The organism is Actinomycetota bacterium, from assembly GCA_040881665.1.
Taxonomy (GTDB): Bacteria; Actinomycetota; UBA4738; order UBA4738; family HRBIN12; genus JBBDWR01.
In genome coordinates, this window is record JBBECT010000004.1 from 172,282 (window position 1) to 190,106 (window position 17,825).

13 protein-coding genes are annotated in these 17,825 nt (G+C 69.1%); 6 read left to right on the top strand and 7 right to left on the bottom strand.

The window, feature by feature from the left end; all coding sequences use genetic code 11:
• Positions 1-33 precede the first annotated feature (33 nt).
• Positions 34-1,866 carry a transketolase gene (locus tag WEF05_01800; protein MEX1100634.1) on the top strand — a complete coding sequence of 611 codons (1,833 nt, stop codon included), beginning with the start codon at positions 34-36 and terminating at the stop codon, positions 1,864-1,866.
• On the opposite strand, the gene WEF05_01805 is transcribed toward WEF05_01800, so the two are convergent.
• Positions 1,863-4,322: an EAL domain-containing protein gene (locus WEF05_01805; GenBank protein MEX1100635.1), complete on the bottom strand. Its 2,460-nt coding sequence runs from the start codon at positions 4,320-4,322 to the stop codon at positions 1,863-1,865. The genes WEF05_01800 and WEF05_01805 overlap by 4 nt on opposite strands.
• Before the next feature lie 147 nt (positions 4,323-4,469).
• Here WEF05_01805 and WEF05_01810 point away from each other — a divergent pair, with 147 nt between their 5' ends.
• Positions 4,470-4,928: a hypothetical protein gene (locus WEF05_01810; GenBank protein ID MEX1100636.1), complete on the top strand. Its 459-nt coding sequence runs from the start codon at positions 4,470-4,472 to the stop codon at positions 4,926-4,928.
• 226 nt (positions 4,929-5,154) lie between these two features.
• The gene (locus WEF05_01815) at positions 5,155-6,570 is read left to right on the top strand and encodes a lysine 2,3-aminomutase (protein ID MEX1100637.1); all 1,416 of its coding nucleotides are present in this window, start codon (positions 5,155-5,157) and stop codon (positions 6,568-6,570) included.
• 12 nt (positions 6,571-6,582) lie between these two features.
• Here WEF05_01815 and WEF05_01820 read toward each other — a convergent pair whose 3' ends face one another.
• On the bottom strand, positions 6,583-7,815 hold the full coding sequence (locus WEF05_01820; GenBank protein ID MEX1100638.1) for a spermidine/putrescine ABC transporter substrate-binding protein: 1,233 nt from the start codon (positions 7,813-7,815) through the stop codon (positions 6,583-6,585).
• Between the two features lie 124 nt (positions 7,816-7,939).
• On the opposite strand from WEF05_01820, the gene WEF05_01825 reads away from it, so the two are divergent.
• Positions 7,940-8,803, top strand: a complete 864-nt coding sequence (locus WEF05_01825) for a carbon-nitrogen hydrolase family protein (GenBank protein MEX1100639.1) — start codon at positions 7,940-7,942, stop codon at positions 8,801-8,803.
• Here the strand turns inward: WEF05_01825 and WEF05_01830 are convergent.
• Positions 8,773-9,435, bottom strand: coding sequence for a TetR/AcrR family transcriptional regulator (locus WEF05_01830; protein MEX1100640.1), 663 nt, complete (start codon positions 9,433-9,435; stop codon positions 8,773-8,775). The genes WEF05_01825 and WEF05_01830 overlap by 31 nt on opposite strands.
• A gap of 70 nt (positions 9,436-9,505) precedes the next feature.
• Between WEF05_01830 and WEF05_01835 the strand changes: the two genes are divergently transcribed.
• Entirely contained in the window at positions 9,506-10,942 is a 1,437-nt protein-coding gene (locus WEF05_01835; protein ID MEX1100641.1) for an alkaline phosphatase family protein, read from the top strand.
• 3 nt (positions 10,943-10,945) lie between these two features.
• Here WEF05_01835 and WEF05_01840 read toward each other — a convergent pair whose 3' ends face one another.
• Both WEF05_01840 and WEF05_01845 read right to left on the bottom strand, forming a co-directional pair.
• Entirely contained in the window at positions 10,946-11,764 is an 819-nt protein-coding gene (locus WEF05_01840) for a hypothetical protein (protein MEX1100642.1), read from the bottom strand.
• Entirely contained in the window at positions 11,761-13,278 is a 1,518-nt protein-coding gene (locus tag WEF05_01845) for an alkaline phosphatase family protein (protein ID MEX1100643.1), read from the bottom strand. The genes WEF05_01840 and WEF05_01845 overlap by 4 nt, the downstream gene beginning before the upstream one ends.
• 147 nt (positions 13,279-13,425) lie before the next feature.
• Between WEF05_01845 and WEF05_01850 the strand changes: the two genes are divergently transcribed.
• Complete coding sequence (locus WEF05_01850; protein MEX1100644.1) at positions 13,426-14,910, top strand: sulfatase; 1,485 nt, start codon at positions 13,426-13,428, stop codon at positions 14,908-14,910.
• On the opposite strand, the gene WEF05_01855 is transcribed toward WEF05_01850, so the two are convergent.
• Positions 14,898-16,388 carry a hypothetical protein gene (locus tag WEF05_01855; protein ID MEX1100645.1) on the bottom strand — a complete coding sequence of 497 codons (1,491 nt, stop codon included), beginning with the start codon at positions 16,386-16,388 and terminating at the stop codon, positions 14,898-14,900. The genes WEF05_01850 and WEF05_01855 overlap by 13 nt on opposite strands.
• Entirely contained in the window at positions 16,385-17,821 is a 1,437-nt protein-coding gene (locus WEF05_01860) for a sulfatase (GenBank protein ID MEX1100646.1), read from the bottom strand. Before WEF05_01860 ends, WEF05_01855 begins: the two co-directional genes overlap by 4 nt.
• Positions 17,822-17,825 lie beyond the last annotated feature (4 nt).

Here is a 17,825-nt window from a genome sequence, read left to right on the forward strand (position 1 = left end):
GGCAACGCGGCCGGAAGGCGGAGGGGTGAGGGCATGGAGAAGGTCCAGGAGTGGAACGAGCTGGCGGCCCAGCTCGCGATCGACAGCATCCGGTGCTCGACGGCCGCCGGATCGGGCCACCCGACCTCGTCGATGTCCGCCGCGCACCTGCTCGCCGTCCTGTATTCCGACCACCTGCGCTACGACGTCGCCGAGCCGCGACACCCGGGAGGCGACCGATTCGTGCTCTCCAAGGGGCACGCCTCGCCACTGATGTTCTCCACGCTGAAGGCGATCGGCGCGATCACCGACGAACAGCTGCTGACGTTCCGGACCTTCGGCAGCCCGGTCGAGGGGCATCCGGTGCCGCTTCCCGACATGCCGTGGATCGACGTGGCGACGGGCTCCCTCGGACAGGGCCTGCCGATCGGTCTGGGTATGGCGCTCGGTCTGCGGATCCTCGAACGTCCCGGCCGAGTGTGGGTCTTGATGGGGGACTCGGAGGTCACCGAGGGTTCAGTCTGGGAAGCGATGGAGAACGCGAGCTACCACGGCCTCGACAACCTGATCGGGATCCTCGACATGAATCGGCTCGGACAGCGCGGTCCGACGATGCTCCAGTGGGACGGCGAGGCCTACGCCCGGCGCGCCGAGGCCTTCGGCTGGCACGCGCGGGTGATCGACGGGCACGACGTCGCCGCGATCACCGACGCCTACCGGGAGGCCGAGGAGACGGTGGGTCCGAGTCTGATCGTGGCGAAGACCGAGAAGGGACACGGTGTCTCGTTCCTCGCGAACAAGGAAGGCTGGCACGGGAAGGTGCTGAGCGCCGAGCAGGCCACGCAGGCGATCGAGGAGCTGGGTGGCGAGCGGGCGATCGCGATCACCCCCGCGAAGCCCGAGCAGATCGACTCCCCCGAGCCGGCGCGCCGCACCCTCGAACTGCCCGTGTTCGACGATGCGATCGCGACCCGGAGGGCGTTCGGCGACACCCTCGCCGCGCTCGCGTCGGCACGCGGAGACGTGGTCGCGCTCGACGCGGAGGTCGGCAACTCCACGTACACCGAGGAGGTCGAACAGGCCGAACCCGCCCGGTTCGCACAGATGTTCATCGCGGAGCAGGCGATGCTCGGGGCGTCGGTGGGACTCCAAGCGGTCGGACTCACTCCGTTCGCCGCGACCTTCGGGGCGTTCCTCTCGCGTGCGTACGATTTCGCGCGCATGGCGGCGATCAGCCGCGCGCACATCCGGTTGTGCGGCTCGCACGCCGGGGTGTCGATCGGCGAGGACGGTCCGTCTCAGATGGCTCTGGAGGACCTGGCCTCGTTCCGCGCGATCAACGGGTCGACGGTGATCTACCCGGCGGACGGAACCTCCACCGCCGCACTCGTCGCGACGATGGCCGACTGGGACGGCGTGGCGTTCATGCGGACGACCCGGGAGGCGACGCCGAAGCTGTACGCCGACGGTGAGGCGTTCCCGATCGGCGGCAGCAAGGTGCACGACGCGTCCGCCGACGACCACGCGACGATCGTCGGCGCCGGGATCACCCTCGTCGAAGGCCTGGCGGCCGCCGAGTTGCTCCGGGCCGAAGGAACGCCCGTGCGCGTTATCGATGTCTACTCGGTCAAGCCGATCGACGGCGCCACCCTTCGGCAGGCGATGGAGGAGACCGGCCTGCTCGTCGTCGTCGAGGACCACCGGACCGAGGGCGGGATCGGTGAGGCGGTGCTGGAGGCACTGGCCGAAGACGGGCGCGCGCTGTCGGGGAAGGTCGTGAAGCTCGCCGTGACGAAGATGCCGATGTCCGGATCGCCCACCGAGCTCCGCGACTGGGCGGGGATAAGCGCGTCGAAGATCGCAGACGCGGTGCGGGCGAAGCTCTAGGCGATCGAGATCGTCTCGCCCGGCGCCGCGCCGTCGACGACCAGTTCCCCAGCCCGGATCTTCTCGGTGAGTTCGTCCGCGGGGATCGGACGCGAGAAGTAGTAACCCTGGCCGAGCTGGCAGCCCTGCCCCGCGAGGTACTGCCACTCATTCTCGGTCTCGATGCCTTCGGCGAGGGTTTTCATCCCCAGGCCCCGGCCGAGCTCGATCACGGCGGTCACGATGCTCGCCGCCTCTTGATCGCGGTGCACCGCGCTGACGAACGCGCGGTCGATCTTCAGCACGTCGATCGGCAGGAACCGGAGCCGCGACAACGAGGAGTATCCGGTTCCGAAGTCGTCCAGTGCCAGCGTGAGTCCGCGTGAATGCAACTCGCTGAGCACATAGAGCCAGCGGTCGAAGTCCTTGACCGCCGAGGACTCCGTGATCTCCACGACGATCCGGCTCGGGTCCACCCCGCCCGCGTCGAGGCGGTCGAGGATGCGCGAGGAGATGTCGGGCTGCCACAACTGCCGAGGCGAGAGATTGAAGCCGATCTCGAGCGGGATCTCAGCCTGCCGCCACACCGCGTCCTGCCGGGCGATCTCCTCGACGACCCAATCGCCGATCGTCTCGATCAGGCCGAGCTCTTCGGACAGCGTGATGAAGTCGTTGGGGGGAACGAGGTTCCCGTCAGGCTCGCGCCAGCGCAGCAGCGCTTCGACCCCGATCATGCCGCCGCTGCCCAAGTCGACCACCGGCTGGTAATGCAGTTCCCACTGCTCGTGCTCGACGGCCTTGCGCAGCCGCGTGACGAAGGAGAGCTTCGCGATCGAGTCGACACCCACGGACGAGGCGAGCACGTAGCCTCCGACGCCGCCCTTCTTCGCCTCGGCCATGGCCGCCTCCGCCCCGAGGAGGAGGTCCTTGCGCGTCGCCGCGTGCTGGGGGAACAAAGAGATCCCGAGGCTCGCCGAGAGGTAGAGCTCGGTGCCGGCGACGGTGAACGGCTCCCGGAGGGAGTCGTGGATCCGTCCCGCCACACCCTCGGCGGTGACGATGGCCGCATCGAGCTCGCCCATCTCCTCGGTCTCGAGGTCGGCGAGCAGCAGGAGGAACTGGTCCCCACTCATGCGTGCGACGAGATCGGTCTCCCGGGTCGCCTCCCGCAGACGTTCCGCCAGCTGCCCCAACACCTCGTCCCCCGCCTCGTGGCCGAGGGAATCGTTCACGAGCTTGAAGTCGTCGATGTCGAGGACGAGCACCGCGACCGAACCGTCGTGGCGCCCCGCCCGCGCCATCGCCAGATCGAGGAACTCGTCGAACATCGCACGGTTCGGCAGGCCGGTTCGCTCGTCGTGGTAGGCGAGGAAGGCCGCCTCCTCCTCCGCGTGCTTCTGTGCGGTGATGTCCTGCATGAAGCCCTGGGAGATCACCGGCGTGCCCCACTCGTCATGGACGATCTTCGCGACGTCGCGAACCCAGACGACGCTGCCGTCCTTGTGGATCATCCGGTACTCGACGTCGAACACCTCACCCGTCGTGTTGTGACGGCTGTTCTCCGCGACGGCGCGATCGCGGTCGTCCGGGTGCAACACCTCGATCCACACGTCGTCGCTCGCGGTGAACTCTTCGACGGTGTAGCCGAGGAGCTCTTCGATCTGCGGGCTGATGTAGGCGGTCGTTGCCTCATCGTTGAGCTCGTCGGCGTAGGTGACCGCGGGGATGTTCTCCACGAGCGCCCGGTAGCGCGCCTCGGCGCTGCGCCGAGCGTCGTCGGCGACCTGGCGGCCGATCGCGGTGCCGAGGTGGGACGCCATCACGCGGAGCATGTCGAGTTCGACCTCGTCCCAGACGCGTTCCCGGACGCAGTCGTCGAATCCCATGAAACCCCACCAGCGCTCGCCGGCGAAGATCGGAACGAAGCAGTAGGAGTGGATCCCCTCGCTGACCATGTCCTCGCGCTCGTTGCCCGACACGCTCGACCGCCCTCGTTGGATGATCTCGCCGGCAGGCATCCGCTCGAGCCAGTCCGCGTAGCCGTCCTCGTAGGGCCAGTCGTGGTTGTCGGGGAGCGGCAGCGTGGCCGGGACCTGGTCCGCGCACCACTCGAAGCGCTGATCCATCAGGACGCGACCGTCGCCGTCGGTCCCGTTCTCGAACACGTAGGCGCGGCTGGCCTCCGCCGCGGTCCCGAGCTCGGCGAGCACGACTTCGATCGACCGCTCCCACGAGCCGCTGCGCAGGAAATGCTCCGTCGCGAACGAGACCGATTGCAGGATCGTCTCGCGGCGCTGCAGGACGCGCTGCTGCTCTCCGACGCGCCGTGCCATCACCAAGAGGTAGCCGAGGAACAGCCCGGCCATCCCGAGCAGGGACGCCCGCAGGATCAGGGCCGCTGTGCTCGCCGCGGGCACGACGAGGAAGGCCGCCGCGACCGCGGCAGCGAACAGCGCGATGGCGACGGCCTCGGTCAAGCGCCGTGCGCCCGCGCGGGAACCCGCAGGATCTCGTTGTGCTCTCCCCATACCCTGGAGGGGGTATCGGGTGGTCGCGAGACCGACTGTAGGGGAGCGGCCGTGCCCACGTGGGTGGCGGATCGGCCGCTGGTAGGCTGAGGCGCCATGGCCGACTATCGCCAAGTGATCCACGAGCGTCTGTACGTCAGGACACCGGGATCCGACAAGCTCCGCAAGACTGCCGAGGGGCGCCTCAAGCGCCTGGCCACCGACGGCTGGCGCGAGCTCGAGCGCTGGCAACGAGCCGACCACATCGAGGTCAAGCTCGAGCGGACCGGCGTGGTGCCGATGACGGCCCGACGGCCCCGCCCTGCCCCGGAGCAGAAGTTCGAGCGCAGGCGGGGTGGATTCGGTCGTGGCGGGTTCGGCGGCGGCGGTCGTGGCGGTGGAGGCGGTCGTGGCGGCGGGAACCGCGGGGGCGGACGAGGCGCCCCGCGCCAGACCGCACCTTCCCAGCAGGCGGCGCAGGCACCCGCGGCCACGCCCGAGACTCCGGCTCCCGCGGCCCCTGCTCCCGCTTCTCCCGCCGCGCCGGCTCCCGCGCCGGAACAGACCCCTTCCTGACCCGCGGCCACGACGGCCGCTCGATCCAGTCTCTTTAGCTCTCGTCGACCCGTTGACCCGGGGTTCGAGGAGCCGAACATCCTTCGGTCTGACGGGTTTCCGCACCAGATTCTTCCGGGTATCATGGGCTTTCCCGAACGTATCGACGATGTGCGGCCTGAACGACGAGTGAACGCGGGGACCCAGCCGACCGAACGGCGATCGAGACCGGCGAGGAGGTCGAGTGATGACCGAGCAGAGCCAGCACGACGCGACGACGGCGCGCCCCGGCCATCGTGAGGCACGCGCCCATGCCGCGGAGCAACCCTTCGAGTACCCGCTCAAGCGTGCATACGTGGAGCCGGACTGGACCCGTCTCCCGGGCTACGCGGGCGTCACGAAGCAGCAATGGGAGGACGCCCAGTGGCAGCGCGCCCACACCGTGAAGAACCTCAAGCAGTTCAAGGACGCGCTCGGTGATCTGATCTCCGACGACCTCATGGCCGATATCGAGCGTGACCAGGCCGAGCGCGCGACGATGTCGATGCTGATCCCGCCTCAGATGCTGAACACGATGGACACCGAGGACCTCTGGCGCGACCCGATCCGCCTGTACATGGCTCCGGCGCTCTCCGACCGCGACCAGGAATGGCCGAGCCACCCGATGTCCTCACGCGACTCGCTCCACGAAGCCGAGATGTGGGCGGTCGAGGGGCTCACGCACCGCTACCCCACGAAGGTGCTCGCGGAGCTGATCCCCACCTGTCCGCAGTACTGCGGACACTGCACCCGGATGGATCTGGTCGGCAACGACACCCTCCAGGTGCTCAAGTACAAGTTCGAGATCAAGCAGAACGACCGTTGGGAGATGATGCTCGACTACCTGCGTAAGACTCCCGTGGTCCGCGACGTCGTGGTGTCCGGCGGCGACATGGCGAACGTCCCGATCAAGCGGCTCGAGGATTTCGTGATGCAGCTGCTCGAGATCGAGAACATCCGGGACATCCGCCTGGCCACGAAGGGCCTGATGGGGATCCCGCAGCACTTCCTCCAGGACGACGTGAAGGCGTCGGCCGAGCGGATGGCGACGCGGGCACGTGAGCGGGGCGTCGACATCGCCGTGCACACGCACGTGAACAATGCCCAGCAGGTGACACCGCTCGTCGGCGACGCGGCGAAGGTGTTCCTCAACGCCGGGTTCCGCGACGTGCGGAACCAGGGTGTGCTGCTCCGCGGTGTGAACACGACTCCCCAGCAGCTGCTCGAGCTGTGCTTCATGCTGCTGGATCACGCGAAGATCATGCCCTACTACTTCTACACCTGCGACATGATCCCCAACTCCGAGCACTGGCGAACCGCCGTCTGGGAGACGCAGGAGCTGCAGTTCGCGTTGCTCGGCTACCTGCCCGGGTTCGCGACGCCGCGCATGATCGTCGACGTCCCGTTCGTCGGGAAGCGCTGGACGCACATGCTCACCAACTACGACCGGACGAAGGGCATCTCGTACTGGAAGAAGAACTACCGCACGGGGATCGAGTACGACGACCCCGAGGCGCTCGAGCGCGAGTACCCCTACTACGACCCGGTCAACACGCTGCCCGAGGAGGGAAAGCGATGGTGGCGTGAGCAGTCCGCGAGCGCTACCGAGCTGCAGCCCGTCTGAGATCGAGCCGCGTCAGGACTGCACCACGTCCAAGAACAGCTCGTTGTAGGCGTCGAATTCGTCACCCTCCAAAGCCTTGTAGGTGTGGAGGTTCGCCGAGGCCAGGTCGGCCGGAGGGAACAGCAGCGGGCTGTCCGCGAGCGTTTCGTAGTACCGGCGATCGGCGCCGGACGCGTCCTTCGCCTTCTCGCGCATCAGGGCTTGCACCCCATCGACCGGCGTCATGTACAGGACCCAGTCCGTGACCATCGCGGCGATCTCCGGGCGGTAGTAGAAGTCCATGAACGCGTGCGCGTCTGCCGGGTGTTCCGCGAGCGCGGGGATCTCCAGCGGGGTCGTCCACAACAGGCCGCCTTCGTCGGGGACGATGAACTCGAGCCCGTCGGCGCCGCCCAGGTACTTGTAGTAGAAGATGTCGCCGGACCAGGCCATCGAGGCCCACGTGTTCTGGTTCACGAGGTCGTCGATATAGCCCTGTCCGACGTACTGACGGACGATGCCGGCGTCGCGCTGTTCCTGGAGACGCTCCGCCGCGCGAGCCGCGTCGTCCAGCGTCGCCCGTTGCGGATCGACACCGAGCGAGAGCAGGGTAAGGCTCATCGTGTCGACCATCTCGGTCATCATCCCGACGTGCCCGGCGAGCCGCTCGTCCCAGAGATCGGAGAACGCGGCGATCTGACCCCCGGGCACGAGCTCGGGCCAGTACGCGATCCCCGTCACGCCCCCCTGCCAGGGAACGCTGTGCGCGTTCTGGGGGTCGTAGGCGGGATCGCGGAAGGCCGGCAACATGTTGGCCTCGACGGTCGGAAGCGCCGTCCAGTCCAACTGCTCGATCCACCCCTGGCCGCGCATCAGGTTGACGACCCAGTCCGAGAGTGCGATCAGGTCGTATCCCGTAGCTTGTCCGCTCTCGAACATCGGTGTGAGCTTCGCGAAGAACGCCTGATTGTCGGTGATCGCTTCGTCGTAGGTGACATCGATGCCCGTTTCGGCCATGAACGCCTCCAGGGACGGACGCTCGCCTTTCGCTCGATCGATGTAGAGAGGCCACTGGGCGACCGAGAGCTCACCGGCCGGTGCTGGAAGCCCTCCGGGTGTCGAAGTCGCACGGGGGGCGGCATCGTCGCCCCCGCACGCGGCCAGGAACGCGAGGGCCGTCGCGCCGACACCCGCCGCGCCCGCGCTGCGCAGGAACTCCCTCCGGGACCATTCCCGCCGCCGTTCGTCGCCCCCCGCGTTCCGCATCGGTCTCTCCTTCGGTCGCCCGCCGACGGCCCGGCTCCTCACGACCGCCGACCCTCGATCGGCAGGATGATGTCACTGACCGAGCGCTTGGTCAACATCCGGGCCGCGTGCTAGCGTCGCCCGCGTGAGCCGCCCGGTAACCTTCGCGAGCCTCCAGCTCCGACCCATACCGTTCGACGTCGAAGCGACCGTCGACAAGCTGGAGCGCGAGGCGCGGCGGCTCGTGGCCTCGTTCCCCCAGATCGATCTGCTGCTGTTCCCGGAGCTGTACCCGACAGGGGAGGACCCGTTCGGCCCGGGGGAACCTCCGGGGTTCACCGAGCGGGTCGCCGAGCCGGTTCCGGGGCCCCTGAGCGAGCGTCTGGGCCGGCTTGCCGCCGGCATCGGCCGCTATCTGGTCCCCGGGTCGGTCCTCGAGCGGGGAACGAGCGGAGCGATCCACAACACCGCGATCGTCCTGGGACCCGACGGCCGGCTCCTGACCTCGTACCGGAAGCTGTTCCCGTGGCGCCCCCACGAACGAACGGTACCCGGCGACGGAACCGGGCGCGTGATCGACCTTCCCGGGCTCGGCCGTGTCGGCCTGCTGATCTGCTACGACGGGTGGTTCCCGGAGGTCGCGCGCGGACTCGCGCTCGACGGAGCGGAGGTGCTCCTGCAGCCCACGCTCACGACGACGGCAGATCGTGAGGAGGAGATCGTGCTCGCGCGGGCGAACGCGATCGTGAACCAGTGCTACGTGGTGAACGTCAACGCCCTGGGCTCGCGCGGAGGGGGGCGCAGCGTCACCGTCGATCCGGACGGGCACGTGCTGACCGAGCTCGGCACGCAGGAGACGTTCTCGATCGACGTCGTGGACCTCGATCGGGTCGCGCAGGTACGGGAACGCGGACTCCGCGGGGTCTCGCGACCCTGGCGACAGCTGCTGGACGAAGCTCCGGCGGCCGCCTTCGAGCCCTATCGCCGGTTCCTGTCCTCCGCGCCCTGACCTCCCTCGCCCGGGACGAGCCGATCGTAGAGCGCGGTGAGGATCCTGTCGGTGGGGAGCTCGGGATCGAACACCTGCTGCTGCACGAGCCCGTCGGCGGCGGTCGCGAACGCGTCCCCGAGCGCGTGGGCGTCGAACGTCTGCGCTCGCTCGTCGCCGAGCTGACGGAACAGGACCGTGAACGGGGCGCGCCACCGCGCGTACTCGGCGGCGACCCGCTCGCGGATCCGGTCGTCGTCCAGCGCAGAGACGTAGAGGCCCAGGTGCACCCGCAGGGTGTCCCGGGTCGCGGGCTGGGCGATCCAATCGATCACCGCACGCATCCGCTCGTCGGCGGTTCCCGGACCGTCGACGAGCTCCTCCAGTGGCTCGACCCAGTCGCGCCGCGCGTGGACGACGAGGGCGAGGATCAGGTCGCGTTTGTCGTGGAAGTGGTAGTGCACCATCCCGTGGGAGACCTCGGCGATCCCGGCGACCCGTCGTGTCGTGAACCCGGCGATGCCCTGCTCCGCGAGCACTCGGCGCGCGGCGTCGAGGATCCGCCCGCGGGTTCGCGACGCGCGAGCGGCACGTGCCGTGGTCGTCTCCGATCCGGGGTCGGGAGCGGGTCGTTCCGTTCGTTCACGCGCCATGTGGAGACATCATGCCGGAAACGACGAGCGGACCGCCGGAATGGACCGCCCCGCTACACTTCCTCGACCGATGCAACGCCGAAGCAGCCGACGACAGTTCTTGCGCACGACGCTCGCCGCCGCCGGCGCGTCGGTGGTCGCGGCGTGCACGCGTGGCGCCGAGGTGGTCCGCGGAAGGCCTTCACCGAGCTCGTCGGCCTCGCGCACGCCGTCCCCGACCGTGGGCGCGACCCGCTACGACCCCACCGACGACCCGATCACCCAGGTCGACACCCGGTGGCCGATCAAGCGCGTCATCTATCTGATGCTGGAGAACCGGAGCTTCGACAACGTCTTCGGCGCCTATCCGGGTGCGAACGGCGTCCGCTCCGGGAACGACCTGGGCACCCGGATCCCGCTCCGGCCATGTCCCTCGTGGCTGCCGGGAGACCTTCCCCACGACTTCGGCGCCGCGTTCGCCTGCGTGAATGACGGCGAGATGGACAACTTCAAACTCTCGTGGCTCTCGGACGTCTCCGAGCACTACGCCTACTCGCAGATCGCGCGCGAAGATGTTCCCAACTACTGGAACTGGGCGAGCGAGTACGTCCTGTCCGACAACCTGTTCGCCTCGGTGCTGGGGCCGTCCTACCCGAACCATCTGTGCTTCGTTGCGGGTGACCACTTCGGTGTCTACGACAACCCGGAGAACTCCCGTCCCGTACCGGTCCCGGAAGGGGGACGTTCCAAGAGCTGGGGGTGCGACGCCCCCGATAACGTCTTCGTGTACCTGCGGGACGCGGACGGCGATCTCACCGAGACCCGCCCGTGTTTCGATCACGATACGGTGCCCGATCAGCTCCAGCGCGAGCGCGTCCCCTGGGCCTACTACGCGCCGAACCGGAACCAGGTCGGCTACATCTGGTCGACCCTGAACGCCTTCCCGAGCATCTTCGAAACCGAGCTGTGGGACGAGAACGTCCGTCCCGTCGACCACCTGATCGAGGACATCGAGGCGAACGCCCTCCCGGCGGTGACCTGGATCGTGCCGCGCTACGAGCTATCGGACCATCCGCCCTGGAGCTCTACGAACGCGCACAACTGGACCACCCAGATCGTGAACGCGATCATGGAGGGACCGCAGTGGGAGCACACGGCGATCTTCATCACCTGGGACGAGTGGGGAGGCTTCTACGACCACGTGGCTCCGCCGAAGGTCGATCAGAACGGACTCGGGATCCGCGTCCCGATGCTCGTGATCTCTCCCTACGCGGAACGGGGGATGATCGACCACGAGCTCGGCGAGTTCACGAGCCCCGTGAAGTTCATCCAGGACAACTGGGGACTGCCGAACCACACACCCCGGATCCGCCGGACCCACAACTTCGAGCACGTCTTCGACTTCGCCGCGAAACCCCGCGATCCGTCGCCCCGCCCGCTGGTCCCGGTGAGGGGAGATCCGTTCGTGCACCCGGGCCGCGATCCGAGCTGGCCGAAGAGGTTCAAGGTGCAAGACCTCGGGCAGTAGATCTCAGCGGCGACGAACGAGCCGCAGCGACGCGGTGATCGCCGCGAGTCCGAGCGCGACCGCGAGCGCGAACAGCAGCGGCCGCACCGAGGACCCACCGATGCCGTCGAGCGCCGCTCGATCCGGTGGAACCGCGGTGGGCGGGAGCCCGTCCGGCGGCGGTCCGTCCGGCGGCGGTCCGTCCGGCGGCGGTTCACCCGCTCCGCTCGGTGTTGCCTCCTCGGCCTCGATCCGACGCGTCGGACGCCCGTTTCCGAGTGGATCGCACGAGCCCTCGTCGCGGGCGATCACGCCCCAGCGGAGCCGGTCGAGAGGCACACCCTCCAGGTCCTCGTCCTGCACGAGCAGGCGTCCGGGGATCCGCACGACGAGCTCGGATCGCTCGAAGTGCACGGCGAAGTACTCGTTCTCCCCCTGCTCGGGCAACAGCAGGACCTCGATCCGAGGGTTCACGACCGCGTCGTAGCGCACCAGCCGGTTGACGTCGCGGTAGTAACCGAAGCTGTACGCGGGAAGCGTCGGGTCGCGCAGGAGCACGTCGGCCCGCCAGGGCATTCCGTCGGGATCGGGCGCCGGCGGACGTCGAGCGAACCGGACTCGGAACTCCACCGCCGTGCCCTTCTCGACGATGTGGGCGGTCGCGCCCCGCAGATCGATCACCCCCCCGTCGCCGGTCGCGTCTCCTGATCCACAGGTCGTCACGTCGCCTGTCGGATCGAGGCCTGGAGCGGCCGACGCGGCCGGCCCGCCCGAGAGGGCCGATCCGGCGATCACGGACACGACCACGCAGGATGCGACGATGATCGAGCGCGCACACCTCATCCGGGGAGGTTCTCCAGGTCACTGTCCGGGTCCGTGTAGTACTCGCAGTCTTTGCGGTAGTCGAGCAGGAACCGTTGCATCCGAGGCTCCTGTTCGAAATCGAACGCGCCCGAGAGCGGGTCGGCGTTCGCGTCTCGCTCCGTCATCGGCTTCAGCCCGTGGAGCTCCTCGATGAACGCGAGCACCGACGAGAATTCGTAGGGGGTCGAGTCGATCGCGCCGCCGTCCTTGCTCTCGCCGCGCCGCGCCCAGGGAGAGATGATCAGGGCGGGCGTGCGCGGTCCCAGTCCCATGATGTCCAGGTGCGGCGGCGGCACGTGATCGTAGAACCCGCCGAAGTCGTCCCAGACGATCACGAGCGCGGTGCTCTTCCAGTACTCCGAACGCATCAGCGCGTTCACCTGCTGGACGGTCCAGTTCTCGCCGGCACACGAGCTCTGTCCCGAACCGGGATGCTCGTTGACGCCCTCGGGTGGGACGAGCCACGAAACGGCGGGCAGATCCCCGCGCTGCAGGTCGGCGAGGAACGTCTCGGGCGGCTGCACCTTCTTCCACATGTCCGAGAATCGGACGTGCTTGATCGCCTGCAGCCCGTTCATCCACACATCGGGGTTCGCGTAGTACTTCCAGCTGATCCCCTCCTTCTCGAGCTGGTCGGGAAGCACCGGGATGTTGAAGCAGGTCCGTGTACGCACCCAGTACCTCTTGATCTTGTCGATCTGGTTCGGCCAGTCGTCGGTGATGTTCTCCTCGAGCCGCATGATCCTGTCGATGTCACGCTGCGCCAGGGTGTCCGGGAACCGATAGGTGATCTCGGACGGATCGTCGCAGTAGCTGCCCGGGTTGTCCGCATTGATCTTGTTGTCGACGACGCCGTAGGACTGCGCCGCCACGGTGTACAGATGCTCCGGGAACGTGGGGCCGAACATCGACGTGAAGAAGTTGTCGGCCAGCACGTACCGATCGGCGTACGCCCAGTAGTTCGGCAGGGTCCGGCGCGAGTGCCGCACGTACCCCGCGAGATCCGCACCCTCGCCGATGATGTTGAACCCGTTCATCGCGCCGCCGTTGATCGCGTACAACCCGGATTCGAACCCATGCGTGATGTCGTGCTCGAGGATCTCCGGAGCGGGCTTCAGGGGAACCGAACCTCCCGGTCGGCATCCGTCGTCCGTGCAGCGCAGGGTTTCGCCGCGCGAGGCGCCGCTTGCCCCCGGGTAAGCCCCGAAGTAGTGGTCGAACGTCCGGTTCTCCTTGATCAGGAAGATCACGTGCTCGATCGGCGCGTCCGGTGTGATCTCGGCTCGCTCCCCGTCGGGAACCGGAGAGGGGACGCCGGCCGTCGCCGACGGGGTGGGGCCTGCCGGCCCGGATGCGGGAGCCGTGCTCCCTGCACCCAGGCTGACCGCGAGCACCCCCGCGGCGACGGCGGCGACGGCGAGCACGGCCACGAGCACGAGGCCACGACGGCGATCCGCGGGATGACGGGGAGAGTCGGTCGGTGGGGTCGACACGGTCCGCACATGGTACCGGCGGTGATACGGTCCGCGACGCCTGCGCCGGGACACCCGCGGGAGGGATCCGGTCCGTCGATCTCGGGAACGAACTCGATGCCGCCACGTCGTTCCGCTCACCACGCCCCCGGTCGGGGATCGCTCGTGGTGGCGGTCGCGGTGGTCGCGGTGGTCGCGGCCGGGGCGCTCGTGGGGCCGCTCGCCCGTGCCGCGAGCGCCGCGACATCGGAGCCTCCCAGCGTCGTCCTCGTCGTCACCGACGACCAACGGGCGGGAACGCTCGACGCGATGCCGACCGTGCGCGCCGAGCTGGCCGGCCGCGGGGTCGACTTCCCCGAGGCGTTCGTCACGAACCCGCTCTGCTGCCCCAGTCGGGCCAGCATCCTCACCGGCCAGTACTCCCACTCGACGGGTGTCTATCGCCAGGTGCCCCCGTTCGGACGCTTCGAGTGGTTCCGGGACGACGACACGATCGCGACGAGGCTCGACGATGCCGGCTACGAGACGGCGTTGTTCGGGAAGTACCTCGATGGCTACCAACACGCGGCGCTCTCGGGCTACGTGCCTCCGGGGTGGGACCGTTGGGAGGCGTTCGTCCGATCCGCGTACGTGGACTACCGCCTGACGCACGACGGCACGATCGTCGATCACGGCGATACCGACGCGGACTACGCGACCGATGTGCTCGCCGCCGACGCCGCCTCGTTCGTGCGCGGTGCTGCAGGTCCGCTGTTCCTGGTGTTCGCCCCTCCGGCGCCGCATGCGCCGGCGATGCCCGCGCCGCGACACGTGAACGCGCCGGTTCCGGCGGCGAGACTGATGCCGCCGAGCTTCGACGAAGCCGACGTGTCGGACAAGCCCGGATACGTGCGGTCACTTCCCCGACTGGACGAGGAGGCGCGCGCGGAACTCGAACGGCTGCGTGTCGACCAGACGCGGAGCCTGCTCTCGGTGGACGAGGGCGTCGCAGAGATCCTCACGGCGCTCGAGGAGACGGGACGGCTGGAGAACACGCTGATGATCTACACCTCGGACAACGGGCTGCTTCTCGGCGAGCACCGATGGACCGCGAAGGAGGTGCCCTACGAAGAGGCGATCCGGGTCCCCTTCGTCGTCCGGTACGACCCGGTGACCCGCGGGCGGCCCGGCTCGGTTCTGGCCCCGGTGCTGAACATCGATATCGCCCCGACGATCGCGGAGGTGACCGGCGCCGTCCCTGCGCCCGTGGATGGACGCAGCATCCTGCCGCTGCTGCAGGGGAACGACCGGGGATGGCGGGACGCGTTCCTGATCGAACACCTGCGGGGGACGAACCCCGTTCCCACCTACTGTGCGATCCGTTCCCCCGATCACCTCTACGTCGAGTACGAGACGGGCGAGCGGGAGCTGTACGACCTCGAGCGAGATCCGTTCCAGCTGCGGAACCTCGCGGGGACCTCCGCGTCCGCGACCACCGCCGAGGAGCTCGGAGCCCGGCTCGCCGATCTTTGCGAGCCTCCTCCGCCCGGCTTGCACGGGTCGGCGTTGGCGCCGGACGCATGGATGACGGGCGTACTCGTCGTGCTGGTGGCGGGAGGCGTGGTTGTGGAGCGGCGGAGGCGTCGTCGATCACACGGAGCTCAAGGCTCGTAGATCGTCCATCCTTCGGTCGCCGCCAGAACGCCAGCACCGTCGATCGGACTCGAAGTCCCCGGACCGACGGCGACGAACACGCGGTCGCCGGCGGACGCGCGAACGGCGAGCCAGGCGATCGGATCCTCACCGGGGCGGACGGGGCGTGAGCGGCAACCCGACGCGAGGCCGATCTGTGGGAACGCGGCGGTGGCGACCACCGCGCAATCCTCGCCTGCCGCCAGCTCCCGCACCGTCTCGCCGGCTCGCCGCTCGGTCGCGCGCGTCGATCCGATCGCCTCGCCCACCCGAACCGCCGTCGCCACGTTCCACACGAGCAGCAGACCCGTGATCGCCAACGCGATCGCCCCGACCGCGATCGCCCCCCGAGACCGGCCCGGCGTCGCATCCACCCATCGCGCTCCGAGCGAGAGGGCACCTGCTCCGGCGGCGACCGACAACAGGGCGAGCGCCGGCAGCAGGAACCGCGGCGCGTACCCCCCGACGAACACGAGGTAGCCCGCCCCGAGCGCCGCCGCCGCGACGACGGCGGCCGTGACGCCCCGACGACGGGGTCGAGCCGAGAGCGCAACGACGGCGAGCACCACGAGCCAGAGCCACCATGCGACGCCGAGCACGGACACCGGCTCGGACACCGGGCCGATCGTCGGTCCGTCCGAGAGAGCGGCGTGTTGCAGCAGTCGCTCCCCGAAACCGCCCACAGCTGAGACGTGCGATGCGTCGAGCGCCGCGCGGACGGCTCCTCCGGGTCCTCCGAAGCGAACGGTCATCTCCACGATCCAGGGGGCCAGTCCCGCGAGCACCCCTGCACCGATCGTTGCGGCGAGCCGGCGGTCTCGTCGTGAGAACGCGGGAACGAACACCAGCGCGACCGCGAGGAACACGGCGTCCGATGGGCGAACGAACGCCATCGCGCTCAGAGCGATTCCCGCAGCGAAGAGGGAACGGCGCCGGTGCCGCTCCGCGTCCGGGTGGCCGGGGACATCGACGCTGGCCGCCTCCACCGCGAACCCGGTCGCCGCGACGGCGAGGATCGCCGACCAGAGGTTCGGCATCACCTCGCCGCCATACAGCAGCACGAGCCACGACGATCCGAACAGCGCCGCCCCGAGCGGCGCCCCCCATCCGAGAGGATGGACCCACACGCGGAACGCGCCCGCGATCGCCACCGCGGCGACGATCGCGAGCAGGATCCGGATCGCCGTCAGCGGAACGCCGGTCCCCGCCAGCGGAGCGACGAGCGCGACGATGCCCCGGGCACGCGACGCAACGAAGGGAAGCGTCGGCGCGTCCGGCGCCACCTGCGAGAGGTAGATCGCCTCGTCCCACGACGCCGCCCTGCCGATCGGGACGAGCGCGAGCTGCCCGACGACCGACACCGCGGCGATCGTCCAGAGCGCGCGGACCGGTCCCCGGTTGGCGTCGCCGGAGCGGTCGATCACTTCACGGTCGTCGCCGCGCCGTCCGTTTCGGTTCACGGTGCCGGTTCCGCCAGAGGCTCCCAGTCCCCCAGGGGCAGCGACGCCTCGAGCTTGCGCAGCAGGTCCCGGTAGCCGGGGTCACCGGACCGGTCATCGAGCTGGAAAGGATCCGCCGGGCCTCGCACCCCTGCGAGGTCGTAGAGCTCGCGCTCGCCGGTCTCGTAGGCCACGAAGAGCAGGCGGGCGGTCCGGATCGCGCGCCATCGAGGGACCACGGGATCCTCGCCGAGGAACTCCATGTGCACGGCGTCCCTCCACCTCACCTGCCGGGTGGGTTGCCCGTCCCCGCCGTGCCCGCCGAAAAGCGGCACGAGGCTCTCGCCGCTCGTCCCCCCGATCGGGGGCAGTCCGGCGAGCTCGGAGATCGTGGGGGCGATGTCGGTGTTGGCGACGAGACGCTCGTCGGTGCGCGCGGGGCTCCCGTCGCGCCGAACGAGCAGCGGGACCCGGGTACAGACGTCATAGGGACAGGACTTGGTCTCCCAGCGGTGCTCACCGAGCGCGTACCCGTTGTCGGTGAGGAACAGCACGATCGTGTCCTCGAACGCGTTCCGCGCGCGCAGGGCGTCATCGATCGTCCGCAGCGCATCGTCGAGCCCGAGCAGGGTCTCGTACTCCCGTCGCCGTTCCTCTCGATAGGTGTCGAGATCCGCCGCGGACAAGGGCGGCAGCGATCGCACCCACGAGGGCTTGTCAGAGACGTCTGCCTCGCCGGCCGCGGGTGGATCGGGGATATCGAGGCCGGCGAGCGTCCCGGCGTGTCGTGGGGCCGGCGTCCACGGCCGGTGCGGCGCGGACGGAGAGAACCAGAGGAAGAACGGGCGATCTGGTGGCATCGAGGCGATCGAGACGGCCGCCTCCGCCGCCAGGACATCGGTGCTGTAGGTCCACGGCCCCGCGCCGACGGAGCGCGGGACGCCGTCGACGACCAGCGTGTAGCCGGCGTAGACCGTTTCGTCGGAGATGTTGGTCTTCGCGACCCATCGATCCCACCCAGGCGGCAGGACGGGCCCGCCCGGGAAGGGATAGTCGTTCAGGTACTTGCCGACGAGCGCGGTCGCATACCCCGCCTCGTGCAACTGCGTGGCGATCGTCTGGGTTGGGTCCAGGCGGGCGCCGTCGCTGTTGTCGAGCACCCCGGTCACGGCCGACGTCCGCCCGGTCAACAGGGTCGCGCGAGCAGGACAGCACAACGGCGTCGTTGCGAACGTGTTGGGGAACCGGGTCCACCCTCCATCGGGGTCCGCGAGCTGGGACTGCAGGTACGGCATCGCGCCCTCGACCTCGAGAGACTCGACGGTCTGGTCGTCCGAGACGACGAGGATCACGTTCGGCCGGTCCGGTGACACGACCGGCGCGTCCGGACCGGCCGTTGCCACGCTCGCGGCGATCGTCCCGAGGGCCAGCACAACGGCGGCGGTCGGACGCATCCGG

What these genes read in the sequence shown, in the direction of transcription:
- WEF05_01800 (MEX1100634.1), top strand. Translation starts at nt 34, where the DNA reads ATGGAGAAGGTCCAGGAGTGGAACGAGCTGGCGGCCCAGCTCGCGATC.
- WEF05_01810 (MEX1100636.1), top strand. Translation starts at nt 4,470, where the DNA reads ATGGCCGACTATCGCCAAGTGATCCACGAGCGTCTGTACGTCAGGACA.
- WEF05_01815 (MEX1100637.1), top strand. Translation starts at nt 5,155, where the DNA reads ATGACCGAGCAGAGCCAGCACGACGCGACGACGGCGCGCCCCGGCCAT.
- WEF05_01820 (MEX1100638.1), bottom strand. Translation starts at nt 7,815, where the DNA reads ATGCGGAACGCGGGGGGCGACGAACGGCGGCGGGAATGGTCCCGGAGG.
- WEF05_01830 (MEX1100640.1), bottom strand. Translation starts at nt 9,435, where the DNA reads ATGGCGCGTGAACGAACGGAACGACCCGCTCCCGACCCCGGATCGGAG.
- WEF05_01835 (MEX1100641.1), top strand. Translation starts at nt 9,506, where the DNA reads ATGCAACGCCGAAGCAGCCGACGACAGTTCTTGCGCACGACGCTCGCC.
- WEF05_01840 (MEX1100642.1), bottom strand. Translation starts at nt 11,764, where the DNA reads ATGAGGTGTGCGCGCTCGATCATCGTCGCATCCTGCGTGGTCGTGTCC.
- WEF05_01860 (MEX1100646.1), bottom strand. Translation starts at nt 17,821, where the DNA reads ATGCGTCCGACCGCCGCCGTTGTGCTGGCCCTCGGGACGATCGCCGCG.